The organism is Afipia sp. MLSD5-FHT05B12 (genome assembly GCF_058793355.1).
Genome location: NZ_JBXAFS010000018.1, coordinates 1 through 24,799 on the forward strand (window position 1 = coordinate 1; position 24,799 = coordinate 24,799).

Annotated in this window: 24 protein-coding genes and 1 tRNA gene; 16 read left to right on the forward strand and 9 right to left on the reverse strand. The window is 62.1% G+C overall.

All coding sequences use genetic code 11. The features are described 5' to 3' along the window. A partial coding sequence (locus tag AC1Q6J_RS18755; RefSeq protein ID WP_492280715.1) for a hypothetical protein occupies positions 1-1,162 on the forward strand: 1,162 nt, incomplete at its 5' end. A gap of 70 nt (positions 1,163-1,232) precedes the next feature. Continuing rightward, on the forward strand, positions 1,233-1,886 hold the full coding sequence (locus AC1Q6J_RS18760) for a formyltransferase family protein (RefSeq protein ID WP_492280716.1): 654 nt from the start codon (positions 1,233-1,235) through the stop codon (positions 1,884-1,886). Positions 1,887-2,144: 258 nt separating this feature from the next. On the opposite strand, the gene AC1Q6J_RS18765 is transcribed toward AC1Q6J_RS18760, so the two are convergent. Beyond that, entirely contained in the window at positions 2,145-2,375 is a 231-nt protein-coding gene (locus tag AC1Q6J_RS18765; protein WP_492280717.1) for a hypothetical protein, read from the reverse strand. A 376-nt stretch (positions 2,376-2,751) separates the two neighbouring features. Here AC1Q6J_RS18765 and AC1Q6J_RS18770 point away from each other — a divergent pair, with 376 nt between their 5' ends. From AC1Q6J_RS18770 to AC1Q6J_RS18785, 4 genes are all read left to right on the forward strand, one after another. Further along, positions 2,752-3,051, forward strand: a complete 300-nt coding sequence (locus tag AC1Q6J_RS18770; protein ID WP_492280718.1) for a hypothetical protein — start codon at positions 2,752-2,754, stop codon at positions 3,049-3,051. Between the two features lie 53 nt (positions 3,052-3,104). Further along, complete coding sequence (locus tag AC1Q6J_RS18775; protein ID WP_492280719.1) at positions 3,105-3,599, forward strand: hypothetical protein; 495 nt, start codon at positions 3,105-3,107, stop codon at positions 3,597-3,599. A gap of 353 nt (positions 3,600-3,952) precedes the next feature. After that, positions 3,953-4,363 (forward strand): GIY-YIG nuclease family protein, encoded by a 411-nt coding sequence (locus AC1Q6J_RS18780; protein ID WP_492280720.1) that lies wholly within the window; start codon positions 3,953-3,955, stop codon positions 4,361-4,363. 536 nt (positions 4,364-4,899) lie between these two features. Next, a complete protein-coding gene (locus AC1Q6J_RS18785) occupies positions 4,900-5,232 on the forward strand; it encodes a hypothetical protein (RefSeq protein WP_492280721.1) in 333 nt (110 codons plus the stop codon). A 298-nt stretch (positions 5,233-5,530) separates the two neighbouring features. Here AC1Q6J_RS18785 and rpoH read toward each other — a convergent pair whose 3' ends face one another. Both rpoH and AC1Q6J_RS18795 read right to left on the reverse strand, forming a co-directional pair. After that, entirely contained in the window at positions 5,531-6,430 is a 900-nt protein-coding gene (gene rpoH, locus AC1Q6J_RS18790) for an RNA polymerase sigma factor RpoH (protein ID WP_492280722.1), read from the reverse strand. Between the two features lie 217 nt (positions 6,431-6,647). Then, positions 6,648-7,670: an RluA family pseudouridine synthase gene (locus AC1Q6J_RS18795; RefSeq protein ID WP_492280723.1), complete on the reverse strand. Its 1,023-nt coding sequence runs from the start codon at positions 7,668-7,670 to the stop codon at positions 6,648-6,650. On the opposite strand from AC1Q6J_RS18795, the gene AC1Q6J_RS18800 reads away from it, so the two are divergent. The 6 genes from AC1Q6J_RS18800 to AC1Q6J_RS18825 all read left to right on the forward strand — a co-directional run bounded on the left by AC1Q6J_RS18800 (position 7,669) and on the right by AC1Q6J_RS18825 (position 13,158). Next, positions 7,669-8,001, forward strand: coding sequence for a hypothetical protein (locus AC1Q6J_RS18800; protein WP_492280724.1), 333 nt, complete (start codon positions 7,669-7,671; stop codon positions 7,999-8,001). The genes AC1Q6J_RS18795 and AC1Q6J_RS18800 overlap by 2 nt on opposite strands. 197 nt (positions 8,002-8,198) lie before the next feature. Then, positions 8,199-8,273 (forward strand) — tRNA-Glu (locus AC1Q6J_RS18805). A gap of 93 nt (positions 8,274-8,366) precedes the next feature. Then, positions 8,367-8,660, forward strand: a complete 294-nt coding sequence (locus AC1Q6J_RS18810) for a DUF718 domain-containing protein (RefSeq protein WP_492280725.1) — start codon at positions 8,367-8,369, stop codon at positions 8,658-8,660. 267 nt (positions 8,661-8,927) lie between these two features. Continuing rightward, positions 8,928-10,253, forward strand: a complete 1,326-nt coding sequence (locus tag AC1Q6J_RS18815; RefSeq protein WP_492280726.1) for an ABC transporter substrate-binding protein — start codon at positions 8,928-8,930, stop codon at positions 10,251-10,253. A gap of 301 nt (positions 10,254-10,554) precedes the next feature. Continuing rightward, positions 10,555-12,180 (forward strand): NADP-dependent glyceraldehyde-3-phosphate dehydrogenase, encoded by a 1,626-nt coding sequence (locus tag AC1Q6J_RS18820; protein ID WP_492280727.1) that lies wholly within the window; start codon positions 10,555-10,557, stop codon positions 12,178-12,180. 132 nt (positions 12,181-12,312) lie between these two features. Next, positions 12,313-13,158, forward strand: coding sequence for a hypothetical protein (locus tag AC1Q6J_RS18825; protein WP_492280728.1), 846 nt, complete (start codon positions 12,313-12,315; stop codon positions 13,156-13,158). Positions 13,159-13,597: 439 nt separating this feature from the next. Here AC1Q6J_RS18825 and AC1Q6J_RS18830 read toward each other — a convergent pair whose 3' ends face one another. Further along, positions 13,598-14,821 (reverse strand): multidrug effflux MFS transporter, encoded by a 1,224-nt coding sequence (locus tag AC1Q6J_RS18830; RefSeq protein WP_492280729.1) that lies wholly within the window; start codon positions 14,819-14,821, stop codon positions 13,598-13,600. Between the two features lie 240 nt (positions 14,822-15,061). Here AC1Q6J_RS18830 and htpX point away from each other — a divergent pair, with 240 nt between their 5' ends. Next, on the forward strand, positions 15,062-15,967 hold the full coding sequence (htpX, locus tag AC1Q6J_RS18835; protein WP_492280730.1) for a zinc metalloprotease HtpX: 906 nt from the start codon (positions 15,062-15,064) through the stop codon (positions 15,965-15,967). 72 nt (positions 15,968-16,039) lie between these two features. Here the strand turns inward: htpX and AC1Q6J_RS18840 are convergent, their stop codons facing one another. Continuing rightward, positions 16,040-16,240: a cold-shock protein gene (locus AC1Q6J_RS18840; protein ID WP_006021915.1), complete on the reverse strand. Its 201-nt coding sequence runs from the start codon at positions 16,238-16,240 to the stop codon at positions 16,040-16,042. A 158-nt stretch (positions 16,241-16,398) separates the two neighbouring features. Further along, positions 16,399-18,138 (reverse strand): adenylate/guanylate cyclase domain-containing protein, encoded by a 1,740-nt coding sequence (locus AC1Q6J_RS18845; protein ID WP_492280731.1) that lies wholly within the window; start codon positions 18,136-18,138, stop codon positions 16,399-16,401. Positions 18,139-18,312: 174 nt separating this feature from the next. On the opposite strand from AC1Q6J_RS18845, the gene AC1Q6J_RS18850 reads away from it, so the two are divergent. Further along, positions 18,313-19,878: a glycosyltransferase family 39 protein gene (locus tag AC1Q6J_RS18850; RefSeq protein ID WP_492280732.1), complete on the forward strand. Its 1,566-nt coding sequence runs from the start codon at positions 18,313-18,315 to the stop codon at positions 19,876-19,878. Between the two features lie 68 nt (positions 19,879-19,946). Here the strand turns inward: AC1Q6J_RS18850 and AC1Q6J_RS18855 are convergent, their stop codons facing one another. The 3 genes from AC1Q6J_RS18855 to AC1Q6J_RS18865 form a co-directional block, all read right to left on the reverse strand. After that, positions 19,947-20,198, reverse strand: a complete 252-nt coding sequence (locus AC1Q6J_RS18855) for a hypothetical protein (protein ID WP_492280733.1) — start codon at positions 20,196-20,198, stop codon at positions 19,947-19,949. Between the two features lie 274 nt (positions 20,199-20,472). Then, positions 20,473-21,516: a YcjF family protein gene (locus tag AC1Q6J_RS18860; RefSeq protein WP_492280734.1), complete on the reverse strand. Its 1,044-nt coding sequence runs from the start codon at positions 21,514-21,516 to the stop codon at positions 20,473-20,475. Then, positions 21,513-22,982, reverse strand: coding sequence for a YcjX family GTP-binding protein (locus tag AC1Q6J_RS18865; RefSeq protein ID WP_492280735.1), 1,470 nt, complete (start codon positions 22,980-22,982; stop codon positions 21,513-21,515). The genes AC1Q6J_RS18860 and AC1Q6J_RS18865 overlap by 4 nt, the downstream gene beginning before the upstream one ends. 201 nt (positions 22,983-23,183) lie before the next feature. Here AC1Q6J_RS18865 and trhA point away from each other — a divergent pair, with 201 nt between their 5' ends. Both trhA and AC1Q6J_RS18875 read left to right on the forward strand, forming a co-directional pair. Then, positions 23,184-23,885, forward strand: a complete 702-nt coding sequence (gene trhA, locus AC1Q6J_RS18870) for a PAQR family membrane homeostasis protein TrhA (protein ID WP_492280736.1) — start codon at positions 23,184-23,186, stop codon at positions 23,883-23,885. Positions 23,886-23,965: 80 nt separating this feature from the next. After that, positions 23,966-24,763: an SDR family oxidoreductase gene (locus tag AC1Q6J_RS18875; protein WP_492280737.1), complete on the forward strand. Its 798-nt coding sequence runs from the start codon at positions 23,966-23,968 to the stop codon at positions 24,761-24,763. Positions 24,764-24,799 lie beyond the last annotated feature (36 nt).

Consider the following 24,799-nt stretch of genomic DNA (forward strand, 5'->3'; position numbering starts at 1 on the left):
GGCCAATGGAGCGCCGGACCAGCGCCCGCCGCGCAATCTGCGCGGCGATCAGCCGCCGCCGCTGAGCCGCGCGCAGCCGCCGGTTCAGCAAGGTTTGCCGGCATCGATGCGTGATGTCCGTGCGCGCGATCAGCGCAGTGACGACACCCGCATGCTGGACGAGTTCACGCAGGATGCGCGCGCCGCCCGCCGTCCGCCGCAGGGTTCGGGCATGCGCGACGTGGTCGCGGATGCCAACGACCTCGGCAGCGCCACCCGCTCGGCACGGCGCAGCCAGGCGCAGGATTTCCCCGATCAGCGCGGCGGTCCCGCACCCTACAGTTACGATGAATCCATCGAGGAAGCCGGGCGCTATCAGCCGAACGGCCGGCCGCGCGCGCGTATCCAGTCCCGCGACGAACCCGAAACGGAGAAGCGTGGCTTTCCGCTGAAGACCGCCATCGCGGTCTGCGTCGCGATCATCGCCATCGGCGGCGCGGTCTGGGGCGGGCCGAAAGCCTATTCGCTGTTCAAGTCGCTCACCAAGCCCGCGCAACAGGTCGACACGACACCCAAGGATGCGTCCGGTACGCGGCCGAAGATCACCGATCGCGTGGGCCAGCCCGGCTCGGCGCAGATCGCGCCGGTGGCGCAGCGCGTGGTGCTCTATGACGAGGACCCCTCGGCGCCGCAGGGCAAGCAGTATGTCGGCTCGGTGATCTGGCGCACCGAAGCGGTCAAGGTGCCCGCGGGTCAGCCGCCGGATATCGGCGTGCGCGCCGACATCGATATTCCCGAGCGCAAGATCAAGATGTCGCTCTCGATCCGCCGCAACACCGATGCGTCGCTGCCCGCGAGCCACACCGCGGAACTGACGTTCGTGCTGCCGCCGGATTTCGGCACCACCATCGCCAACGTGCCCGGTGTGCTGATGAAGTCCAACGAGCAGGCGCGCGGCACCCCGCTGGCCGGTCTCGCGGTGAAGGTCACCGACGGCTTCTTCCTGGTCGGGCTGTCGAATGTCGAGGCCGACAAGGCGCGCAATTTACAGCTTCTGAAGGAACGGTCATGGTTCGATATTCCGCTGGTCTACGCCAACCAGCGCCGTTCCATCATCGCCATCGAGAAGGGCGCGCCGGGCGAGCGCGCATTCAACGAAGCATTCACGGCCTGGGGGCAGTGAGCATGATCCGGAAAAGTGGGAACCGGTTTTCCGATCAGATCATGCTCAGAAAAATACCGGTACGGTGCTCATGAAAATAACTCTCGCTGGCTCGCGCCATTTCGGCGTCGAGACGCTCAACATGATGCGCGGTCATGGCATCGAGGTGATCCGCGTCGTGGTCGCGGACGGCGATGACCGCCTCGCCGCGGCGGCGCGCGCCGCCGGGATCGAGGTCGTGGTGCAGGCCAAGCCGAAGCTCATCGTGGCTTCGGAAATCGCGCCGGGCACCGATCTGATTGTCACCGCGCACAGCCACGCGATGGTCAGCGAGGGCGCGCTGAAAGCCGCGAAGCATGGCGGCATCGGCTATCATCCGTCGCTGCTGCCGCGCCATCGCGGCATCGCGGCGGTGGAATGGACCATCAAGGAGCGCGACGCGATCGCTGGCGGCACGATCTATCATCTGTCGGACCGGCTCGACGCCGGTGCGGTCGCCGCGCAGGACTGGGTGTTCGTGAAGAAGAACGAGACCGCGCGCGAATTGTGGGAGCGGGCGCTGGCGCCGCTCGGCCTCAGGCTGCTGGCGCAGGTGATCGATCAGGCCAAGACCAGCGGCCATCTGCCGTCGATGCCGCAGGACGAGCAGTTCGCGACCAGCGCGCCAAGACTTGATGTGGAAAAACGGCTCGACAAGGACACGCCACACGCCGTGCCTAAGAGCGCGGCGGCATCGGGATCGTAGGTTTTCTGGTATCTTTTGTATCAGCAGGCTGCTGAACTGGCCGCTTCTCCCAGATGTCATTGCCGGGCTTGACCCGGCAATCCATCGTCTTCTCGAAAGTCCGCTCGGGATGGATCACCGGGTCAAGCCCGGTGATGACGGTTGTATGCGTTGCGCGTTCATCGTGTCTCGCTGGCCGGATGTCAGCCCCCCACCCCGACCGGCTTCGCCGGCCGGCCCTCCCGCAAGGGGGAGGGATCAAGGGGGAGGGATGAAGACTCACGCCGCGCGGGTCTCGCCGGCACGCACCGCGCTCGACACCAGATCATTGGCGTCGGTGACGCCGTCGGCGGCGCGGCGCACGATGGTCTGCGCCATCTTCGCCTTGGTCGCGGGCGTGCGGTTCTCCTGCGCGATCTGCTCGACGGCGATGTCGAGAATTCTTCTCAATGTGGCGACGTAATCCGGATCGAATTTTTCACTGAGGGTTCCCTGCGGGCGATTGACCATGCGCTTCTCCTCTTCGGACATTTCAAAACGCGATTGCACCGGGTGATGTCTGTGCGATCGCGCTTTCGGTGAGCGGGCGGACCATGCTTCCGCAATAGGGCAGATGTGAGTCGGAATGGCGAAGTGCAAGCCGCATACCCCGATGTGAAATTGGAAAAGCTCCAGTCACATTTCCTTCAAGGTGATGAAGATTCCGCAACGCACTTTGATGCGTTGTCCCGGGAATCGCACCACATCTTGTGCCAGCGAGTCGACAATTCGCGTGCTGCGATGCATGCTTTCACATCTGCGACGAAATCGTGAACGAGTGGCGCTGCGTCCGGGTTCCCGCCACACAATTCACGCCACCAATTCACGCAACGCACAAGGAGACGTGATGGCCGATACGCCTGCGACACAAGCCGATCCGCATTTTGTTCCGATCGAAGGCACGCTCGACGCGCCGATCATCTTCTTCGAGGTGTGCCCGACATTCGGGAACAACGGCGGCCTGATCAATCTGATGCTGGCGACCGGCCTGATCGACTCCGCGCCGCATGGCAAGGTGGCGAGCCGGGTGAAGGCCGTGGCGCATCTGCGCATGACCGCCGCAGCCGCGATCAATCTCCGCGACACGCTCAACAATGCGCTGGCGATGGGTGTGCCGGTTCAGAAGCCCGAAGGCAGGGCGAACTGACGAGCGCAGATGACTCCCATGTAACTTTGTTTATTTTTTGCGAGGATAAAGCGATGCTTTCGGCAGGAATGATGTTTCCGATAACAATGTCCCGGATCGCGTGGCGCGCGCTCGCCTCGCTTGCCGCGATGGCGATGGTGTTGCTGGCGTGGCCGCTCGTGGCCCAGCATGTCACGCCGAGCAAGCCGTTCCTGGAGAAGAACGCGTTCTATCTGCGCTCGGCCGGGTTCCGCATTCAGCTCGCCAATGATGCGGCGGGCCAGCGCGCGCTGAAGGCGCTGCCGCCGCACCGCTTCGTGATTCACAAGGCCGGCGGCACGCCGCGGTATGTCTATGCCGATCCCGGCGTGTGCAACTGCATCTTCAGCGGCACGCTCGACAACTACAAATCCTATCTGGATATCCTGCGCCAGCCGCTTCCCGGCGTGGACGATGTCTCGCCGGACTACAAGACGCAGGCCAGCGCGCTGCTGCTGGATCAGCCGGTCGACTTCGGCATGACGGGCGGCGACGACAGCATGGCGGATTATTTCCGGGATTATCTGTAACCGGGTGGTTCAAAACCTCGCTCTTGTGTCGCCGGTAAGAACGGGGCGATGTGAAAACATCGCCGTCATTCCGGGGCGCGCGAAGCGCGAACCCGGAATCCATCGTCTCGCGCAAGATTCCGGCAAACATGGATTCCGGGCCTGCGCCTCCGGCGTATCCCGGAATGACGAGCCTTGTAGTCCGGATGAAGCGAAGCGAAATCCGGGGCCGCCGCTCGCGATATCGCGATGTTGATTTTGATGGAAACTGCGTCGGGCTGGTCAAAGCGCGAACTATGATCGGTTACGCCATTCCCGGATTGCGCTTCGCTTCATCCGGGCTACGGTTGCTGTTCCTTAATCCGGAGAGTTGAATGAGAAGGGATGTTTTACGCTTTTTCAAACGCTGCGCTGAATTTCTTGAACAAGATAAGATTGCCGGTCTTCCGCGCGGTTTGCGCGGCATTTATGTGCTCTATAATAAGCAAGAGAGCAAAAGGAGGAGACATGTCTACGACTTGAAATATGTCGGCATGTCTAGCTCTGGAATTGCAGGACGTTTGCGATCTCATAGACGATCCAAACGCAAAACCGGCGAGTGGTCTCATTTCTCTGTTTTTGAGGTTTGGGACAACGTTACAAATCAGGAAATTGCAGAACTCGAAGGATTAGCTCGTCATCTCTACAGGTTTGATCCTACAGCGAATACTTTGAACATTCAGCGCGGTTACAAGCGGTTGCGCAAAGTGCGTAACAATAATGTAGAAAACTGGACCAAGGAATAAATTCCTTGACAATCTCCCCGCCCTGACGCATCCTCGCGCCATCCCGCCTCACTTGAGGGGCGTTGTCCGGGACGCTTGAGAGCGCGGGGCGGGATGCGGCGCCTGCGCGCGTGGGAGAGACGGTCTCTCGCGCGTCCGGGAGGCTTCGGGTGATCATCCGGGCCAACTACGTGGCTCTGCCTTCAGTGGCTGGACGCGGACAGGATGAAGGCAGGCGAAAGCCCGCCGGATCGGGGCGTGAAAGCGTCCGTCCTGTCCCGGAAGAACGATCCCGTCGCCAAAAATCGCCCATAGCAGTCGTAGACTGCGTAAACTTGTCTACGTGCGGAGCGCCGAAAGGCGATGCGCGGTGCGGAATTTTCCGCGTCGCGGCTCTACCAAGGTGCGCCTTTCGGCGTTCCCTCATGTTTTCGAGGGGATGAGGTGAGGCGAGGCCGCCGTGCGCGATGCGCGCGACAGACGGCGCGTGCGCACTCATCCCATCGCATCCATTCCATCACGCTCATTCCACCATATGCATCAAGGGAGCGTTGCCGATGACGGCGAGATTCCAGCTCGAAGGCCCCTACGGTTTCAGCGGCGCGGAGAATGCGCGCCAGAGCGGCGAGACACGCGTCGCGCACACGGTGCGCGATTACGACTATTGCAGTCTGATTGTTGCGCGCGCGGAAATGGATTTCCTGCGCGCCTGGCGCAACTGTCCCGACGGCGCGTGCCGCCGCACGCGGCGCTGTGCTGGGCCGGAGTTCACGTGCCGCGCCACGGACAACCCGCGCCTGCTCGGATTTCTCGGACACGGCGCCGCGATTGATTTCGCCTATGACGAATTGCAGCGGATGCGGCGGGCGAAGACGAGGAGGACAAGCTGACATGAGTCATTGCCACACGCCGTCATTCAGGATGGCGCGTAGCGCCAGTCCGGAATCCAGCCGGAACCAGACTGGATTCCGGGCTCGCGCGCAAAGCGGCGCGCGCCCCGGAATGACGATATGCGGGTGGCCGAAGTTTATCGCGTGCTTTTTCTTCCCCCTCTCTCCGCAAGCGGGACGAGGGTCAAAACAAAAAAGCCGGCCCGAAGGCCGGCTTTCGCAACTTGCGATGCGCAGGAGACTCTTATCGACGCATGATCCGGTCCGAAAACCGGTTCCCGCTTTTCGGGATCATGCGTCAGTACGCCGCTTCCAGCGCGGCGTGTTCCTGCTTGGCGATGGCGGTCTTCACCGCCGCCTGCACCTTCTCGAATGCGCGGACCTCGATCTGCCGCACGCGCTCGCGCGACACGCCGAATTCGGCGGCGAGGTCTTCCAGCGTCATCGGGTCTTCAGCCAGACGCCGCGCCTCGAAGATGCGGCGCTCGCGGTCGTTGAGTACGCCCATCGCGCCGGTCAGCGCGTTGCGGCGATGATCGAACTCCTCGCTCTCCGCCATGATGGCTTCCTGGTTGGGCGAGGTATCGACCAGCCAGTCCTGCCATTCGCCGGGTTCGCCGTCGTCACGGATCGGCGCGTTGAGCGACGCGTCGCCGCCGAGGCGGCGGTTCATGTCGATCACGTCCTGTTCCGTCACGCCGAGGCGGGTCGCGATCTGCTTCACCTGATCGGGGCGCATATCGCCCTCTTCAAGCGCGGAGATCTTGCTCTTCGCCTTGCGCAGATTGAAGAACAGCTTCTTCTGGTTCGCGGTGGTGCCCATTTTCACGAGCGACCACGAACGCAGGATGTATTCCTGGATCGACGCCTTGATCCACCACATCGCGTAGGTGGCGAGGCGGAAGCCCTTCTCGGGCTCGAAGCGCTTCACCGCCTGCATCAGGCCGACGTTGCCTTCGGAGACGACTTCGGAAATCGGCAGGCCATAGCCGCGATAACCCATGGCAATCTTGGCCACGAGCCGCAGATGGCTGGTGACGAGTTTATGCGCGGCGTCGCGGTCATCATGCTCGCGCCAGCGCTTGGCGAGCATGTATTCCTCCTGCGGTTCCAGCATCGGGAACTTGCGGATTTCAGTCAAATAATGAGCAAGACCGGATTCTCCGTTGAGAACCGGCAAGGTCGCGGCACGGGCCATGGTGCGCCCTCCAGAGTTCACGCCCCCGATAGCGGCGGGCGAGGCAGGCCATCTGCTGTGTCAAAGCCAGAGGCGCTGCAATGTTCCGCGCCGGGACGATCCCAGCGCAGGTGCAACATACTCCAAAACCCGAGGGGGAGGGAAGAACAAAACGAGGTCACGAACCCGTGACACAGGTTAAATGTCTGTAACCATGCGGCTTTTTAGCGCACCACCTTTAGTCTGTGCTACGGAGGGCCGCCTCAAGGAGGACCAAATCCTCCGGAAGTGGCGATTCCCAGTGAAGAATTTCTCCGGTCACCGGGTGCTCCAGCACCAGCAAATAAGCATGGAGGGCCTGCCTGCCAAGGGCCGTGAGCGCCGCCTGGCTTTGCGGGCCGAGCTGGCGGGCCTTGGTCTTGAAACCGGAGCCATAGACGTCGTCGCCGAGCAGCGGGTGGCCGAGATGGGCAAGGTGGACGCGGATCTGGTGGGTGCGTCCGGTCTCGAGCTGGCAGGCCAGCAGCGAGGCGACCGGCTTGCCGTCCCGGCCGGTGAAGCTCTCCACGGTTTCCCAATGGGTAATGGCGTCGCGTCCGCCCTGGCGCACCGCCATCTTGTCCCGCGAATAGGGGTGCCGGTCGATCGGCTGGTCGATGGTGCCGCGGGCCCAGGGCGGCGCTCCCCAGACAAACGCCATGTAGCCGCGGCGCATTTCGCCGGTGCGGCCATGGTCGGCGAATTGCGCCGACAGCGATTGATGGGCGCGGTCGTTCTTGGCGACCACCATCAGGCCGGTGGTGTCCTTGTCGAGCCGATGGACGATGCCGGGCCGCTTCACCCCGCCGATGCCGGAAAGGCTCGGCCCGCAATGGGCAATCAGCGCGTTGACCAGCGTGCCGCTTTCGTGCCCGGCGGCGGGATGCACCACAAGGTTCTTGGGCTTGTCGATGACGATGATGTCGTCGTCCTCGAACACGATATCGAGCGGGATGTCCTCGCCTTCGGGCTCGGCGGGGGCGGCGGGCGGCACGTCGATTGTGATCGTATCGCCTGCTTTGACGTGATAAGCGGGGTCGCGAACAGGGCGAGAGTTGGTACCGGCTTGCCCGACGCTGACCTGGCCCGCGAGGATCAACGCCTTCAGGCGCGAGCGCGACAGGCCGGGGCTGCGCACGGCCAGCACGCGGTCCAGCCGCTGCGATCCTTCATCGCCCTCGACCGTGATCTCGTGATGCGTATTTTTGGAAGACTGCTGCATGACTGAAACTGTTGCGCCCGAACCGACCCCTGAGCAAGCAGCGCTGATCGCGCGGGTGCGCCGGATGATGCTGATTGCCGGCCTGACCACGGCGATCGGGGTCGGGGCTCTGCTGGTCGCTATCGGCTACCGTCTTTTCCGCACCGATGGAAGCGTTCAGATCACCGATGTGACGGCGACCCTGCCGAAGGGTGCGCGGATCGCCTCGACCGCCGCCGTCGGCGAACGGCTGGCGGTGACTGTCGAGATCGGCGGCGCCACTGAAATCCGCACCTTTGATGCGAAGACGCTGAAGCTTCTCGGGCGTCTCAAATTCGCCAATGAGCCTTGATAAAGCCTCGTGACACGAGGTGGCGTTAACGGTTGATGGCTCCATGATCCGCTCCGGCCCCCTTGCGAAGGTCCTTTCTTTTAGGGGCCGGTGAAATTGCCGCGGCGCTCCGCATATTTCCCGCGCTATTCGCCGCCGTTCGTCAGCTTCCAGTCTTGCGGCAGCGCAGTTTCAAGGCTATTCCCTTCCCCGCGCTTGCTCCCTTCGTCTAGCGGTTAGGACGCGGCCCTCTCAAGGCTGAAACAGGGGTTCGATTCCCCTAGGGAGCGCCAATCTGCTACCATTCAGAACAATACTGCGAACCCAGATTATTGCGTGCTCAACGCCAAATAAGTGCGACTTTCTTCAGCATTTTGGAGCGCATCATGCAGGTCTACAATGTCGTCAAGTTCAAGGTGAAGTCCGGCGAACAGGCCGCCTTCCTTGATGCGCACCGGAACGGCAAGGCCAAATGGCCGGGCCTCGAGCGTGGCTTCATCATACAGACCGGCGAGCAAACGTTCTGCCTCATCGGCGCGTGGTCCAGTCAGGACGCACTGGTTGCTGCACGACCCGCGATGATCAAGACACTCGACAGCTTCCGGTCCGTGCTCGAGGATCAGGGCGAAGGCCGCGGCATCACAGATGCCGTTTCGGGGGCCGTGGTTCTCGATCTCTGAGATCCTCGATCTGGACGCCGTTGCGGGTGCTTGCGCGCCGTCGCGCGGTTTCAAAAAATCATCCGCTAATGTCACACCGATTGTGCTTTGCACTGTCGCGCACCGTGCATTGATTGCGCATCGCGCAGATGATTACATCGGCGGCGCTGGGGCGCGGCTTGCCATGCCCATTCGAGAAGGACATCCGACACGCAGACATTGATTTGAAAATGCTGGATTTGAAAATGTTGGCCGATCAACGGCCAATACATCAGGGAGGAGACGACTATGACCGAGTTTACGCCGGATCGACGATCTCTGCTCAAAGGAAGCGCCGCGGCACTGGCTGCGGCGGCGACCATGTCAGCCGACCAGATGCTCGGCTACGCCAAGGCCTGGGCGCAAGCCGCCCCCTGGAAGCCGGAGCCCGGCGCGACCATCAACATGCTCCGCTGGAAACGCTTCGTGGAAGCCGAGGACGTCGCCTTCATGAAAATCGTCGATGCCTTCCAGAAGGCGACCGGCGTGAAGATGAACGTCTCCAATGAATCGTTCGACGACATCCAGCCCAAGGCCTCGGTCGCGGCCAACACCGGGCAGGGTCTCGACATGGTGTGGGGACTTTATTCGCTGCCCTTCCTGTTTCCCGACAAATGCACCGACGTCACCGACGTCGCCGAATATCTCGGCAAAAAATACGGCGGCTGGGCGCCGTCGGGCGAAGCCTATGGCAAGCTCGGGAAAAAATGGATCGGCATTCCGGTCGCTTCCAGCGGCGGCCTCGTGAACTACCGCATCGGCGCGATGCAGAAAGCCGGCTTCAAGGAATTCCCGAAGGACCTCGGCGGATTCCGGGAACTCATCAAGAGCATGAAGGCGAACGGGACGCCGGCCGGCATGGCGCTCGGGCATGCCACGGGTGACGCCAACGGGTGGCTTGCCTGGTCGCTGTGGGCGCACAACGCCTACACGGTCGACAAGAACAACAAGGTCACCATCAATTCGCCGGAGACGGCGAAGGCGCTGCAATACGTCAAATCGCTCTACGATAATTTCATTCCGGGCACAGTGTCCTGGAACGACAGTTCCAATAACAAGGCGTTCCTTGCCGGTCAGCTCCATCTCACCACGAACGGCATCTCCATCTATGTCGCGGCCAAGAAGGAAAATCCCGCGATTGCCCAGGATATGGACCACGCGCATCTGCCGGTCGGGATCAGCGGTCAGGTCCGGGAACAGCATCTTGGCTTTCCGATCCTGATCTTCAAGTTCACCAAGTATCCGCAGGCCTGCAAGGCGTTCACCGCGTTCCTGATGGAAGGGCCGCAGTTCAATCCCTGGATCGAGGCGGCGCAGGGCTACCTGTCGCACTTCCTGCTCGCCTACGACAAGAATCCGATCTGGACGGCCGATCCGAAAAACACGCCATATCGCGACGTCGCCAAACTTGCGACGACACCGGCCGGCATCGGTACCCTGAACGAGAGTGCCGCCGCCGCGATCTCGGATTTCGTCGTGGTCGATATGTTCGCGAACTACTGCACCGGCCGCGAAGACCTCAAGGGTGCGATGGCGTCCGCTGAACGGCAGTTCAAGCGGATCTATCGGACCTGACGCGGTAAACGGTTCCTGCGCGCGGCGATCAAATTGCCGCGCGCGGCAAATATCGTTGTGAGCGGAGCGAGGCAGTCCAGAGCAATGGCTGGATTGCTTCGTCGCCATGCTCCTCGCAATGACGGCGTAGCCGGGCAGTTGCCTATAAAAAAGCCAGCTACATTATCATTTCGACTCATTCATCTGGCACACTAGACTGACCGTCCAGGCAGCCGGCTTGACGCCGGTCCCTGCGCCCCTGTCCGCGCCCGTGTTTGCCGGGAGCGGCCCCGCGGAAAACTCGCAATCGATGAGGACATTGATGCTCACGTCGCAGCAGTTGAAGGAATTGTTCCCCGAGGAAAGCCATTTGAAGGATTGCGGTGTGCCGCCGCCCGTTCATCAGCGCGAGACCCTCGTGAACGGCAAACTGGAGCCGTGGACGGGGCCGGTGGAGACCGTGCGTTCGGCCATCTGCGTGCGCAAGGCTGACGGCTCGCTGGAGCAGGTCGAACTTGGCAGCTGTCCCATTGGTGGCATTCCCGAGGCAAAGGTTGCGCTCGATGCGGCGGTCGCGGCTTACGACAACGGGCGCGGCGAGTGGCCGACGATGACAGTGGCCCAGCGCATCGCCTGCATGCAGGATTTCACCAGGCAGATGGTGGCTCGCCGCGAGCAGATCGTGAATCTCATCATGTGGGAGATCGGAAAAACGCTGCCGGATTCACAGAAGGAGTTCGATCGCACGGTCGAATATATGAAGGCGACCATCGAGGCGCTGAAACATCTCGACAACGACAACTCGCGCTTCACCATCGTGGACGGCACCATCGGTCAGATCCGCCGCACGCCGCTCGGCGTCGTGCTCTGTATGGGACCGTATAACTATCCGCTCAACGAAACCTTCGCGACGCTGATCCCGGCGCTGATCATGGGCAACACCATGGTGTTCAAGCCGCCGAAGTTCGGCGTGTTGCTGTTTCAGCCTCTGCTCGAAGCGTTCCGCAGCGCATTTCCGAAAGGCGTCATCAACACGGTCTACGGCAAGGGCTCGGAGGTCGTGCCGATGCTGCTGGAATCCGGCAAGGTCAATGTGCTGACCCTGATCGGCTCGAGCCGTGTCGCCGACCATCTCAAGAAGATGCATCCGAAGGTCAACCGGCTGCGTGCCATTCTCGGGCTGGATGCCAAGAACGCAGCCATCGTGCTGCCGGATGCGAATGTCGAACTCGCGGTCAAGGAATGTCTGCTCGGCTCGTTGTCCTTCAACGGCCAGCGCTGCACGGCGCTGAAAATGCTGATCGTCCACCGCTCGATCGTTGAGAAATTTCTCGCGCGGTTCACCGAAGAACTCGCCAGGCTGAAGGCCGGCATGCCGTGGGACAACGGCGTCACGCTGACGCCGTTGCCGGAGTTCGGCAAGGTCGAGCACATGACGCGGCTGGTGGCCGACGCTGTGGAGAAGGGCGCCAGGGTCATCAACGAAGGCGGCGGCGCCAGCAGCGGCACGCTGTTCTATCCCGCCGTGGTCTATCCGGTGAAGGAAGGCATGATGCTGTATCGCGAGGAGCAGTTCGGGCCGATCGTTCCGGTGATGGCGTTCGACGACATCGATACCGCGCTCGACTACGTCATCACCTCCGAACACGGCCAGCAGGTTTCGATCTTCAGCGAAGACGCGGAGACGATCGGGCGGCTGGTCGACCCTTTGGTCAATCAGGTCTGCCGGGTGAACATCAATTGCCAGTGCCAGCGCGGGCCGGACGTGTTTCCGTTCACCGGCCGCAAGGATTCGGCGGAAGGCACGCTCTCGGTCACCGATGCGCTGCGTTCGTTCTCGATCCGCTCGATGATCGCGGCGAAGCAGACCGACGACTCGAAACGGCTGCTCGACAGCATCGTGCGCGAGCACAAGTCGAACTTCATAAATACCGGGTTCATTTTGTAGTTGATACAAAACTCGCATCGGCGCGCTAACCGATGTGAGTTCGATATGAACTGACTGTCGGTTTGGGCGCGGTAACGAATTCTCAACCAATTCGTGGTTACCAAATAGTAAATCCATTCGGAGTTAGCGCTCATGACCGACCACACTGCCGACGGCGAGATCAAGGATTCCAGCAATCACAGCGAAGCATCGCTGGTGCCGGAAACCGGCGATATGGTCCGGCACGAGCCGAAGATGGATGCGCCCGAGGACGGCGCTCCGGCGCAGGCCGCCAAGCAGCCTTCCAGGGAAATCACCTTGCAGCGCCTGACGCCGCACAGCTCTTGGGAAGACATTGTCTTCAGCGAAAAGTCCGAAGACGAAGAGCCTGCCGCTGCTCCACAAGCCATCGGCCGCCGTCTGTCGATGACCGCCATCGTGGCCATCGCCGCCGCGGTGGGCGCTATTGGAGGCTCGCTGGCGACAGTGGGCGCCGGTCACTTCTTGACGAGCGATCAGACTGCTTCTGTCGCAGCCATCAGCGCCGCCGAGCAGGCGCGCTCGGTCGAAAGCGCGATTGCAAAGATCAACGCTGATATCGCCGCGCTCAAGAGCAGCAGCGCTGCGCAATCCGCGAAGATCGCCGAGCGCATCGACCGCGTCGAGAAGGCGCAGGCCGAGCCTGCCGCGAAACTGGCGAAGCTGAGCGAGGCCGTTGAAAAGCTGAAGGCGCCGGCGCCTGTACAGGCTGCGAACGCCGCTCCGGAGACCACTGGCTCGATCAAACCTGCCGCAGCGCAGCCCGGCCGGCTTCCCGTCGTCGAAGGCTGGACTCTTCGCGAAGTGTCCGACGGCATCGCGACGGTGATCGGACGGCAGGGAATTTTCGACGTTATTCCGGGCGATCCGTTGCCGGGAATCGGACGGGTCGATGCGATCCGCCGTCAGGACGGCCGCTGGGTCGTTGTCACCAGCCGTGGTCTGATTGTTTCGCGATGAGCGCCCTTTGCGGGGTGCAGACCCCCGCAACGAATGCGACAAACCGCTAAAATTTGAGTGTTCCCCTGAACGGACCGGCATGATCTCGCTGGCATGATGCAGCCTCTGATGAAGAGGGATGAGCATGCCTGCGTACCGAGTGATTCCGCGCCTCCACGTGGTTAATTTTTTCGCCCACGAGGTGATCGACGCGTCCGACGCTGTTCCGTCGGCTGCGAACGATAACAATTGCCCGTATTGCGGCGGCGTACTCGAGCCCGGCGACAAGGCGTCCGACTGCTCCGGATCCGGGGCCGATTCCGGCGCCTGGCCGATGATCCCGTTCCCCAAGGGATGGGGCGCATCCTGCTGAGCGCGTCCTAGAGGCTCATCAAGCGCGCCGCTTATCTATTATTGCCGAGCATGATTGGGTCCGAAAACCGGTTCCCGCTTTTCGGGATCATGCCCTGCGTTCCCCGGCGAGATACAAAATCAATCCAAGCATGGTTAGCGCCGTCTGTACGATGCCGATGGCAAGCGTCGGGCTGGCAATCGATGCGGTCAGCACCACGCCGGCCGCGGCACCGGCCATTTGCAGAAACCCCAGCAGCGCCGAGGCAAGGCCGGCTCGGTCGCCGAACGGCTGCAGTGCCGTGGCCGTTCCCAGCGGAGCGACCATGCCGAAACCGCCAAGGAAGATGGTCACCGGGATGAGATAGCTCCAGATTGTCGGGGTGACCCAATGCGCCAGCAGCAGCAGCAAGGCGCTGCCGACAGCTGCGATGGCAAGCCCGACCACGGTGGCACGAGCATGACCGATCTTCTTCGCCAGCCGCGGTGCCGCCATCCCGGATCCAAAGACAACGAACACGGTGCCTGCGGAGAACAGGCCGAGCTGGACCGGGGAGAAGCCGAGCCCGTCGATCAGGACACGCGGCGTTCCTGAAAACATCGCGAAGAGGGCTCCCATGAACAGCCCGATGGCTCCTGCCGGCGCAATGAACCGGAGATCGGTGAGCAGATCCCAGTACCCGCGCAGGATTGCTGGCAAGTGTATCGACACGTTTGCGTCGGCTCGATGCGTTTCTCCGACATAACGGTAATAGGCGAGCGCGACGATCGCCCCAAATACGGCGACAGCAAAAAATTCCGAGCGCCACCCGAAGGTCGTGTCCAGAAGGCCGCCGATCAGCGGCGAGAAGCCGGGAGCCGCCGACATGGCAACCATGATGAAGGCCAGTGCTCGCGTCAGCGCTTCGCCGCTCAGCAGGTCGCGGGCGATGGCGCGCGAGAGGACCGATGCACAGCAGGCGCCGAGTGCCTGAATCGTGCGTCCGATCAGCAGCATTGGCAGGTCAGTGGCGAACTGGCACCAGATACTTCCAGCCACGAAGATGCTGAGGCCGAACATTACCGGCTTCCACCGGCCATAACGGTCGGACAACGGTCCGACGATCAACTGCCCAATTGCGAAAACCGCGAGATAGATGCTGATGGCCGAGGTTACGGCGGCCGTTGACACGTTGAGCGTCTTTGCGATCGCCGGCAAGGACGGCAGCAGGATGCTGGTTGCGAAAGAACCGGCCGCGGCAAGTGCGGCCAGCGCAATGATATCAGCGGAAATCGATGTCGGCGCGCGAGCGGAGGTCAGTTCGTCTCCAGCGTCGGCATTTTGAACGGTCATCTGTGTACCCTCTTTGATTTCCGTTTATATGATGATTATCATTCAATCAAAGCGAATGTCGCCCTGAGCTCCCCGCTTTCGCCGGGTGACGGTTGCGGCTGGAACATGGCATTCGGATTTCAGGGGAAAGGCGCGTGACGCGCTGCCGCAGGGATACATCTTGAAGGAGGGCTGTTGTTCTCACCATTTATGACGGTGGAGAAAATATCCCCCGCAAAACGCCGGTCAGGAGGAGGAGGAATGAGTTACTTCAAAACTGCGGTTTTGCTTGCCGGGTTGACGGCTCTGTTCATGGGGGTCGGCTATCTGATCGGCGGAGCGGGCGGCGCCGTGGTTGCGCTGGTTATCGCCGCAGTCACCAACATGTTTGCCTACTGGAACTCGGATCGCATGGAGCTGTCGATGCACGGCGCCCAGGAGGTCGATGAGCGCAGTGCGACGGAACTCGTGCGGCTGGTAGCCGAGCTTGCGGGCCGCGCGCAATTGCCGATGCCCAAGGTTTATCTGATGGACAATCCGCAGCCTAACGCATTCGCGACGGGGCGCGATCCCCATCATGCCGCGGTGGCCGTGACGACCGGCTTGCTGCAAATGCTGAACCGTGAAGAACTCGCGGGCGTGATCGCGCACGAACTGGCGCATATCAAGAACCACGACACGCTGATCATGACGATCACCGCGACCATCGCGGGTGCGATTTCGATGATCGCGCAGTTCGGAATGTTCTTCGGCGGCAACCGTGACAATGGCCCGGGTATTGTCGGTTCACTGGCGATGATGATCCTGGCGCCGTTGTCCGCGACCATCGTGCAGATGGCGATCAGCCGGACGCGCGAATATTCAGCCGACAATATGGGTGCGCGGATTTGCGGGCAGCCGATGTCGCTGGCCTCAGCGCTGCTCAAGATCGACAACGCCGCCCATCAGATCCCGAACATGGATGCGGAGCGCGGTCCCGCGACCGCGCACATGTTCATCATCAATCCATTGTCGGGTCAGGGCATGGACAATCTGTTCTCGACCCATCCATCGACCGAGAACCGTGTCCATGAGTTGCAGCGCCTTGCTGGCGAACTCGGGCCGCGCGGGAATTTCGCAACCGCGCCGGCCAGTGCAGGTGGAAGACCGCGTGGCCCTTGGGGTTAATGGAAGGGCTGATCACGCGCCGCAGATGGCAATCAAAGGTCCGATCCAGGTCTTCTGAATCGGACCTTCCTATCAAACCTTGAGATTTTCCGCGGAGGTCTTGCCGCGGTTTGCGACTTCTTCGTACTCGACCGACTGTCCCTCGTTGAGGGTCGAAAGACCTGCCTTCTCAACCGCCGAGATATGAACGAACACGTCCTTGCCGCCGTTGCTGGGCTGAATGAACCCGTAGCCCTTCGTCGGGTTGAACCACTTCACAGTACCTTTAGCCATTCCGTAGTCTCCAGAGGGTAAGACCCATAGTAAGCGTCGAACCCCGCGGATGGGCGTGTCCAACGGCGCGCACGATACGCGGTAAGTGCGAGCCTTGATAGCGAAAAGGGCATTCGTCACGGCCGCTTTCGCTCAAACTTTGCTCGAATCTGACGATTTTACGCTGCTGCAACTGCGAAATCAGCAACCAGATCGGACAGCATTCCGGCTTTTTTGACCGTGTAAACGATCAAGGGCTCGACCCGGCCGCGAATGGGGACCTCGACCTGCGGCAAATTGGTCGCGGGGAGGTTCGCCGTTTTCAGCACGTCCTCGGACAGCACGACCTCGCAGGACAGGGCCTTGGTCATGTCCTGCAGGCGCGCGGCGACGTTCACCGGATCGCCGAGCGCGGTGAAGACGGTATGTTCCTCCGATCCGATGTCGCCGATGATGACCTCGCCGCCATGAATGCCGATCCCGAAGCGCAGCGGTTCCGGCACATCGTTGCCGAGAAATTCATTCAGCGCATCGATATGGACAGCGATCCGCGATGCGGCTTCGATCGCCTGCCGGCAGGCCGTTTGCGGATTGGTGGAGAGGCCGAACAGGGCCAGTTGACCGTCGCCGACGAACTGGTTCGGCTGTCCGCCGCATTCGACGACCGCCTGCGACACCGCCGTCAGGAAGCGGTTGATGATGAAAACGGTGTCGAACGGCAAAAGCTGTTCGGCGAGCTTGGTCGATCCGCGCATGTCCACGAACATGCTGACGACGTAGCGCTCCCGGCCGGGCTGGGCAGGCTTGATGGTCGCTGCCGACGACGCTGTCGTATGTGCGGGAAATATCTGGAAGAACGCGACATCGGTTCGGGGACGTAGCTGACAGGCGAGGCGAATGGCAGGATCGCCGCCGGCGCCGACGCGATCCAGCACGAAGGTTTCGCGGTTCGATGGTTCGGGCAACACGCTGCAATCGCCGATGACGCGGATGCGGCAGGTCGAGCAGCGCGCCCGCCCGCCGCAGACACTCGAATGAGGGATGTTGAAGCGGGTGCTTGCCTCCAGAACGCTCAAGCCGACCGGGATCCGAATCGTCTTGCCGTTGCCATAGGTCAGCCTGACCAGACCGCGGCGGCGCTCTACCAGCGCCCGGATGCCACGGGCGACAAGAGTGAGCCCGATCAGCCCGAAGTATCCATAAAGCACAGTGGAACTGATCAGTTCGAGAGTGACCTGCTCGGCACCGGTTCCGACTTTTTCGCGCGACAGATTGTCTGCCCGCCATTCAGGAGCGGCGCTCGCGCGCTCGACCGTTCGGCCGGCCTGATAGAGGCCAAGCATGGACAATGTCGGGAGGATGACCGCGAGCGCGAGCAGCAGTGACGATATTCTTTTGAAGTAGGGCTTGGTCCGGACCCAGAAGTAAATTCCGATGCAGCCATGGATCCACGACACCAGCAGCACGGCGTACATCGACCATTGCATCTCCGGGCGGTATACCCAGTAGGCAAAAAAGACCTGCGGATAGTCCTTCGCATGACCGAACAGCGGAGCTGCGAGGCGGACGCCGATTATATGGCTGATGATGAAAACCGGAATACTGAGGCCGAACACGAGCTGTGTCAGTTCGATGCCGGTCCAGCGAAATTGCCGGCGTGCATAGAGCGCCCAGATTCCGAGGCCGAGATGTGTCAGCACCGCGCCATAAAACACGATGAGGACAGGCCAGCTCTGCCAGAACATCGCATGATAGTAGAGGGCGTCATCCATCGTGCCGAGCGAGACGTTGCCGAGCGCGTGATTGGCGAAATGGCTGATCAGGTAGGCAAACAGGATAAGGCCGGTAACCAGCCGCACCTGTCGAATTCCGATGCCGCGGATGAATCGGCGAAGGGGTGATGCGGCGGTCTCTGCCATGCTGAAACGGTCCGAAGCCGGTAAATACAACTATACCTCGCCCGGATCGTCCGGAGGCGGTGAATCCTAACGGAGACTTTGGTTCTGCGCCATGGGCAGCCGTGCGGTTGCGCGCGCCTTTTGCCGGCAGGGGCGGTTTGACTTCACCGGCGTGGTCGCGGAAAAGCTGACCGCATGGGGAAGATCACCACCACCTCGACGACAGAATCGGTGCGTCTGACGCCGCGCGCGATGCTTGTCGCGGTCGCAGCCATTGCTGTTCTTGTAACATTGCAGGTGGTCTACGCTGCGACGGCTGATCTGCGCACGGACGAGGCCTATTACTGGACGCTCTCCAGGGAAAACGTGTTGTCCTATCTCGACCATCCGCCGATGATCGCGTGGGTGGTGCGGCTCGGAACGGCGATTTTCGGAGATACCAATTTCGGTGCGCGGTTCGGTGGGCTGCTTGCGATGTGGATCGCGTGGACGTTGCTTGCGGACATCGTCTGGCGGCTGACGCGGGATCGCCGCGCCGTTGTCCTCGCCGTGCTGATGCCGCTCGCCGCTCCCGAGTATGGCCTGTTTGCCTCGCGCATTTTGCCCGACGTCGCGCTGATTCCGTTTTCGCTGGCGATGGTCTGGTCGCTGGTGCGGCTGGCGCAAAGCAATGACGGCCGCTGGTGGCTTGCTGCCGGATTGTTCGGCGGACTGGCGCTGTTGTCGAAATACACCGCGGTGTTCTTCGCGCCAGCTATCGCAGCGTTTCTGTTGGTGCCGCCGTGGCGGACGCGCTGGCTGCGCAGTCCCTATCTGTGGGGCGCAGTGGCCATCGCGTTGCTGATGTTCTCGCCGGTGCTGATCTGGAACTGGCAACACGACTGGGCGTCGTTCAAGTTTCAGTTCATCCGTGCCGGAGCGGATCATGGCATGTCGGCGCGGACCGTCGGCGATTTCCTCGGGCTTCAATTGGCGCTGGTCGGGCCGATCCTGTTTCCGGTCGCGCTCGCAGGAACGGCGATGCTGGCATGGCGTGGATACCGGCAGCAGAATCCGGCATTCATTCTGATCTCGACCTGTGCGCTGGCGCCATTCCTGTATTTTCTATGGAAGTCGCTGTCGCTGCGGATCGGCGACACCTGGCCGATGCTGATCTGGCCGTTCGCCTTTGCCGCCGCCGCCATCAATCTCGCCGAGATCGGCAAGGAACAGCGTTCGGGCTGGATTTTCCGCACCGCTGAATCATGGGCAAGGGCCGCGATCGTCCTTGGCGCCGTGCTGAACGTCGCGATTTTCTATTACTACGCGGTCAGCAGTTTCGCGGTTGCGGCTAAACAAGATCCGATCGCAAAAGAAGCGGGCTATGGCGAGATCGCCAGACAGGCGAAAGCCGCCGCTGATAAGGTTGGCGCGACGTGGATCGCCACGCTCGATTACCGGATTTACGCGGAGTTGCGTTGGCACTTGAAAGACAGCATTCCGGTGGTGCAGGTCAATGAGCGCAGCCGTTTCATCGGCTTCAGGGATTCCGCAAGCGCGGCCATGACATCCGGCATTGGACTGTATGTCGACAGCGCGCCCAACGACGGTAATGTGATCGAGACAAAAACACCCGCTGTGCTGCGTCTCGTTGGACAGGCCGATCGGACATGGCGCGGCGTGGTGATCGAGCCGTTCGCATTCAAGACGATCAGCGGATGGACGCCCGAGCTGTCGCCGCCGCCGGACTCGCGTTTCTATAGATGGCGGCTGCTGAACTGAGTGGCACCAAAAGAAAAACCCCGGCCGCGTGATGCGACCGGGGTTTTCGATTCAGGCGAGGCCCGAGATCAGTAGCAGACGTTCACGGTGCGATAGCGGATGCCGTAGCGGGTGCGAACGCGGCGGGTCTGATAGCAATCATCGTCGGCATAGCCGCCGCTTACGATCACCGGGCTGAAGCCGAAGCCATAGCCGTGGCCCCAGCCGTGACCCCAGTGATGATGGCCGTGCCAGCCGCCAGCGGAAGCGGCGGTGGGGGCGAGGGCGGCTGCACCGAGCGCGGCAGTGGCAGCAACGGCGAGAGCGAGTTTGCGAAACATGGTCGTACTCCTGAGGTGCGCGATCTGCGCGGGTTACTGATATCCACCCCTTGCAGATTGGTCGCGCCGCCCGTGAAACTGGTTCACGGGACTTTTTGGCTTTGAAAAGCCTCGGATTTCATGGGTAATTCCGGATTTGCAATAGGCCGTCATGCCCGGGCTCGTCCCGGGCATCCACGCCTTGGGGGCGGCTCAGTCAGACGTGGATGGCCGGGACAAGCCCGGCCATGACGACAACTTGAAAATGACCGATCAGAATAATTGCCGATGAGCTTCAGCCCTTTTCGCCGTCACCGCCGGCACGGCGCAGCAGGTCCTTGGCGAGGTCAGACAACGCCGGACGCGGCAGCGCCTCAAACGGCAGCGGCCGCGTCACGTCGATGGCGGCGAGGCCGAGCCGTGCGGTGAGCAGGCCGTTGAGCAGGCCCTCGCCGAGCTTGGCCGACAGCTTCGCGGTGATGCCGTGGCCGAGCATCTGCTGGATCAGGCTGTCGCTGGCGGCCATGCCGCCGGTCAGCGCCAGATGGGCCACCACATGCCGCATGAGGCGGATCATACCGAGCGTGCCGGGCCGTCCGCCGTAGAGCAGCGCCAGTTGCCGCACGAGGCGCAGGGCAGCCGCGAACACGAACAGCATGTCGATGACGGCGCCGGGACTGACGGCCGTGACGATGGAGACGCGCTGCGCGGCGCTGGAGACCAGCCGCCGCGCCTCCTGATCGAGCGGGGTCATCAGTTCGCGCTCCGCCAGCCGCACCATGTCGGCGCCGTCGATGATGTCGCGGCCATGCTCTTCCAGTGCGGCGCGGGCGCGGGCGAGCCTCGGATTGTCATGGGCGATCTTGAGCAGATCGCGAACGATCGCGTCGCTTTCCTTGCGGTCGTCGCTCAGCAGCACCGCGTTCGCCCGTGCATGCAGCTTCTCGATGGTTTCCAGCCGTGCCAGACTCAAGGCCTCGCGTGCGATGATGATTGCCAGCGCCACGACGGCCAGGACGGCGAAGACAAGCCCGATGTAGCCGAGGCTGGCGCTGCGGTTGAACAGGTCCTCGACCAGATTGGAAATGCCGAGTCCGAGGCCGAGCACGATCAGGCCGGCGAGCGCGGTCCAGAACACGCCTCCCCAGCCGAAGCCCTTGCGGGCGGGGACAGCCGGTTCGCCGATGGGGACTGGAAGCTGGGCGGGATCGGCTTCCGGGGTGATGCGGACCTTGCCGCGCGCAGGACGCGAGGGATCGTCCTCGGCATCCATCAGGATGACGCGGGGATCGTCGAGCTTGAACGCGGCCGGCTTGCGGTGATGCGGCTTGTCGCTCATTGCAGCTTGTCTCCGATCAGAAACTGAAGCGCACGGTCGAGGCGGATATGGGGCAGGGCGGGCTCTTCACCACCCTCGCGGACCAGCAAGGGTGGACGAAAGCGCAGAAACCGGAAGTCCGTCTGGTCGGACGCGGTGTTGGACAGGCCACGGAATGTGCCGTCGCCGCTGAACAGGTCGTCGAGCCTGGCCGGAAGGTCGCCGGGGAAGGTCGCCACTTCCGTCCCGCCGTCGAAGACTTCGTCGCCGGACATCTCGCCTTCCTCGGGCGTGCCGAGGATGGAGGGCAGTTTCTCGCGGCCCTGCTGCACCATGGCTTCTCTTGTTGCGCGGACGGCGGCGAGCGCGACCACGTCGACGGACGCGCCGGCATACTCGGCGCGCGACGCAGCGCGCTCAACCATGCGTGTCAGGATCGCCTCGAGCCGATCATGACTGGTGTGGTGGAGATGATCGGCCTTGGTGGCGGCGAACAGAATTTTATCAATGCGCGGCCGGAACAGCGAGCTGACGAATGTGCTGCGGCCGATATTGAAGCAGTCGAGAATGCCGGACAACGCGCCTTCGAGATCCTTCAGCGCCTCGGGACCGGCATTGAACGCGGCGAGCGCATCGACCAGCACGATCTGGCGGTCGAGCCGCGTGAAGTGATCGCGGAAGAACGGCCGCACCACCACGTCCTTGTAGGCCTCATAACGCCGCCGCATCATCGCCCACAGCGAGCCGTCCGGCGCGGTGCCATCCTGCGGCACGTCCAGCGGCGCGAAGGTCAGCGCGGGTGAGCCCGCGAGATTGCCGGGCATCAGGAAGCGGCCGGGCGGCAGCAGGCTCATGGCGAAGCGTTCGTCGCGGCAGGTGCGCAGATAATCGGTGAACAGTTTTGCCGCGGTCAGTGTTGCCTGTTCGTCCTCGCGCTCTTTCGGCTCGAGCGTGACGAGATGCGCATGCCACGGCTTTGCCAGCCGTGCGCGCGGTTCGCACCGTGAGAGCGCGAGACTTTCCGCCGACCACTGCTCGTAACTCTTGTTCAGCAACGGTAGGTCGAGCAGCCACTCGCCGGGATAGTCCACGAGGTCAAGTGTCAGCGTGCGCGCCGCCGCGTTCTGCCGCTGGTACTCGATCACAAGGCGCAGTTCGCTGATGTCTGTCGTCGAGTGGGGCCAGCGCCGCTCGTTGATCAGGGTGCGAACATGCCCTTCATAGGCAAAGCGCGGCACGGCGTCATCGGGCTGCGGCTCGAGCCGGGCGCGGGCGATGCGCCCTGTCGCCAGTGACTCGAACACCGGGAAGCGGCCGCCGCGCAAGAGGCCATGAACGAGCGCAGTGATGAAGACGGTCTTGCCGGCGCGTGACAGGCCTGTGACGCCAAGCCGCACGGTGGGATTGAACAGGCTTTCGCCGTAATCGATCAGAGACCGGAGGGAAAGGCGGGTCTCCTCGACGATGTCCGAAAAGCTGGGTGCCATAATTCGATCAAGACTTTATCGGACTGAGGATTCGATGTGAGAAACAAGCTGTAACAGTTTTATGAAGCTGGCGATTTATGAGGCAGAAATCAAGTTTCAGACCGTTATGAATCTTGATCGCTCCGCTTTTCACAGTTCATTGACCGTGACGGTATTATGCTTTCTGCTCGGCGTGGAGATAAACCAGTTGGCCCGGCGCTCATGACTATCTTCAGATTGAAGCAGCTCAGCTCTCATGCCCGCGTCGCGGGCGGGGGTGTGGTGCGCTGGGACTACGACCGCGCCGAGCTGATCGCGGACGGCATCGTTCATGTGCTCGGCATCGCTGTCGGGCTGATCGCCGCGATAGCCCTTGTCGTTTTCGCCGCCTTGCATGCCTCGGCCAAGGAGATCGTTTCGGTGTCGGTTTACGTCGCCGGACTGCTCGCCATGCTGGGGCTGTCAGCGACCTACAATCTGTGGCCGGTCTCGCCGGCGAAATGGCTGCTGCGGCGCTTCGATCACTCGGCGATCTACATCCTGATCGCAGCCACCTACACACCGTTCCTTGCGCAGATGAATGATCGCTTCATGGGGACCGTGCTGCTGATCGGCGTGTGGTCGGTCGCAGCGGCCGGTATCGCGCTCAAGATCTTTCTGCCCGGCCGGTTCGACCGGCTGTCGGTCGGGCTCTACCTTGCAATGGGCTGGAGCGGTGTCATCGCCTATGACAGCCTGGTGGCTTCGCTGCCGAACTCAACGCTGTGGCTGATCGCGGCAGGCGGGCTGATCTACTCGCTGGGCGTGATCTTCCATGCCTGGGAGCGGTTGCGGTTTCAGAATGCGATCTGGCACTCCTTCGTGCTGCTCGCCGCTGCGCTGCACTACACTGCAGTCCTTGATATGGTTCTGGTCGCAGCCTGAGCCCTTATTCCCGTGGGTGCATGTCTGGTGAGACTCCAGGATCGATTGATCTGGCCGCTCTTCCCCTCTAAAATATTTGTATGAAAGTCTCCGGAAAAGTTGTCGTTGTCACCGGCGGCGCCAATGGCATTGGTCAGGCGCTCGCTGAAACCTTCCATCGCGAGGGCGCGGCCAAGGTTGTGGTCGCCGATCTCGACGGTACGCGGGCAAAGACGGTGGCCGATGCCATCGGCGGCGCGTCGTTCGCCTGCGATGTCGGGAAGGAGAGCGACATTCTCCACGTCATCGATGAAACCGAAAAGCAGTTCGGGCCGATTGAGCTGTTCTGCTCGAATGCCGGTATCATCGGCGAATTCGATCCGATGTCGGAAAATGCCGGCGGATCGTCGGATGCGCCATGGGCGAAGAGCTGGGCCGTCAATGTGATGGCGCACATCTATGCGGCGCGCCATCTGGTCCCGCGCATGCGGGCGCGCGGCGGCGGATACTTCCTCAACACCGTTTCAGCGGCAGGTCTGCTGTCGCAGGTCGGCAGCAGTGCCTACTCGACCACCAAGCACGCCGCTGTCGGGTTCGCGGAGAATCTGGCGATCTCGCACAAGGTACACAACATCCGTGTCTCGATCCTCTGCCCGCAGGGCGTGGAAACCAACATGATCAGGGGAATGCCGAGGGGGCCGCAGTCCCACGACGGCAATCTCACGCCGGAAGAAGTCGCGCAATGCGCGCTGGAAGGCATCGACCGCGAGACATTCCTGATCCTGCCGCATCCGCAGGTGATCGATTACATGCGCAAGAAGGCCGACAATTACGATCGCTGGATCGGCGGCATGGCGAAGATCCAGGCCGGCATGCGCGAGACGTTCGGGAAGAAGTAGGGCGGCGACTTCACCTCTTCCGTGGGGAGAGGGGAC

What these genes read in the sequence shown, in the direction of transcription:
- AC1Q6J_RS18760 (WP_492280716.1), top strand. Translation starts at nt 1,233, where the DNA reads ATGAAAATAACTCTCGCTGGCTCGCGCCATTTCGGCGTCGAGACGCTC.
- AC1Q6J_RS18765 (WP_492280717.1), bottom strand. Translation starts at nt 2,375, where the DNA reads ATGGTCAATCGCCCGCAGGGAACCCTCAGTGAAAAATTCGATCCGGAT.
- AC1Q6J_RS18770 (WP_492280718.1), top strand. Translation starts at nt 2,752, where the DNA reads ATGGCCGATACGCCTGCGACACAAGCCGATCCGCATTTTGTTCCGATC.
- AC1Q6J_RS18775 (WP_492280719.1), top strand. Translation starts at nt 3,105, where the DNA reads ATGCTTTCGGCAGGAATGATGTTTCCGATAACAATGTCCCGGATCGCG.
- AC1Q6J_RS18780 (WP_492280720.1), top strand. Translation starts at nt 3,953, where the DNA reads ATGAGAAGGGATGTTTTACGCTTTTTCAAACGCTGCGCTGAATTTCTT.
- AC1Q6J_RS18785 (WP_492280721.1), top strand. Translation starts at nt 4,900, where the DNA reads ATGACGGCGAGATTCCAGCTCGAAGGCCCCTACGGTTTCAGCGGCGCG.
- rpoH (WP_492280722.1), bottom strand. Translation starts at nt 6,430, where the DNA reads ATGGCCCGTGCCGCGACCTTGCCGGTTCTCAACGGAGAATCCGGTCTT.
- AC1Q6J_RS18800 (WP_492280724.1), top strand. Translation starts at nt 7,669, where the DNA reads ATGACTGAAACTGTTGCGCCCGAACCGACCCCTGAGCAAGCAGCGCTG.
- AC1Q6J_RS18795 (WP_492280723.1), bottom strand. Translation starts at nt 7,670, where the DNA reads ATGCAGCAGTCTTCCAAAAATACGCATCACGAGATCACGGTCGAGGGC.
- AC1Q6J_RS18810 (WP_492280725.1), top strand. Translation starts at nt 8,367, where the DNA reads ATGCAGGTCTACAATGTCGTCAAGTTCAAGGTGAAGTCCGGCGAACAG.
- AC1Q6J_RS18815 (WP_492280726.1), top strand. Translation starts at nt 8,928, where the DNA reads ATGACCGAGTTTACGCCGGATCGACGATCTCTGCTCAAAGGAAGCGCC.
- AC1Q6J_RS18820 (WP_492280727.1), top strand. Translation starts at nt 10,555, where the DNA reads ATGCTCACGTCGCAGCAGTTGAAGGAATTGTTCCCCGAGGAAAGCCAT.
- AC1Q6J_RS18825 (WP_492280728.1), top strand. Translation starts at nt 12,313, where the DNA reads ATGACCGACCACACTGCCGACGGCGAGATCAAGGATTCCAGCAATCAC.
- AC1Q6J_RS18830 (WP_492280729.1), bottom strand. Translation starts at nt 14,821, where the DNA reads ATGACCGTTCAAAATGCCGACGCTGGAGACGAACTGACCTCCGCTCGC.
- htpX (WP_492280730.1), top strand. Translation starts at nt 15,062, where the DNA reads ATGAGTTACTTCAAAACTGCGGTTTTGCTTGCCGGGTTGACGGCTCTG.
- AC1Q6J_RS18840 (WP_006021915.1), bottom strand. Translation starts at nt 16,240, where the DNA reads ATGGCTAAAGGTACTGTGAAGTGGTTCAACCCGACGAAGGGCTACGGG.
- AC1Q6J_RS18845 (WP_492280731.1), bottom strand. Translation starts at nt 18,138, where the DNA reads ATGGCAGAGACCGCCGCATCACCCCTTCGCCGATTCATCCGCGGCATC.
- AC1Q6J_RS18850 (WP_492280732.1), top strand. Translation starts at nt 18,313, where the DNA reads ATGGGGAAGATCACCACCACCTCGACGACAGAATCGGTGCGTCTGACG.
- AC1Q6J_RS18855 (WP_492280733.1), bottom strand. Translation starts at nt 20,198, where the DNA reads ATGTTTCGCAAACTCGCTCTCGCCGTTGCTGCCACTGCCGCGCTCGGT.
- AC1Q6J_RS18860 (WP_492280734.1), bottom strand. Translation starts at nt 21,516, where the DNA reads ATGAGCGACAAGCCGCATCACCGCAAGCCGGCCGCGTTCAAGCTCGAC.
- AC1Q6J_RS18865 (WP_492280735.1), bottom strand. Translation starts at nt 22,982, where the DNA reads ATGGCACCCAGCTTTTCGGACATCGTCGAGGAGACCCGCCTTTCCCTC.
- trhA (WP_492280736.1), top strand. Translation starts at nt 23,184, where the DNA reads ATGACTATCTTCAGATTGAAGCAGCTCAGCTCTCATGCCCGCGTCGCG.
- AC1Q6J_RS18875 (WP_492280737.1), top strand. Translation starts at nt 23,966, where the DNA reads ATGAAAGTCTCCGGAAAAGTTGTCGTTGTCACCGGCGGCGCCAATGGC.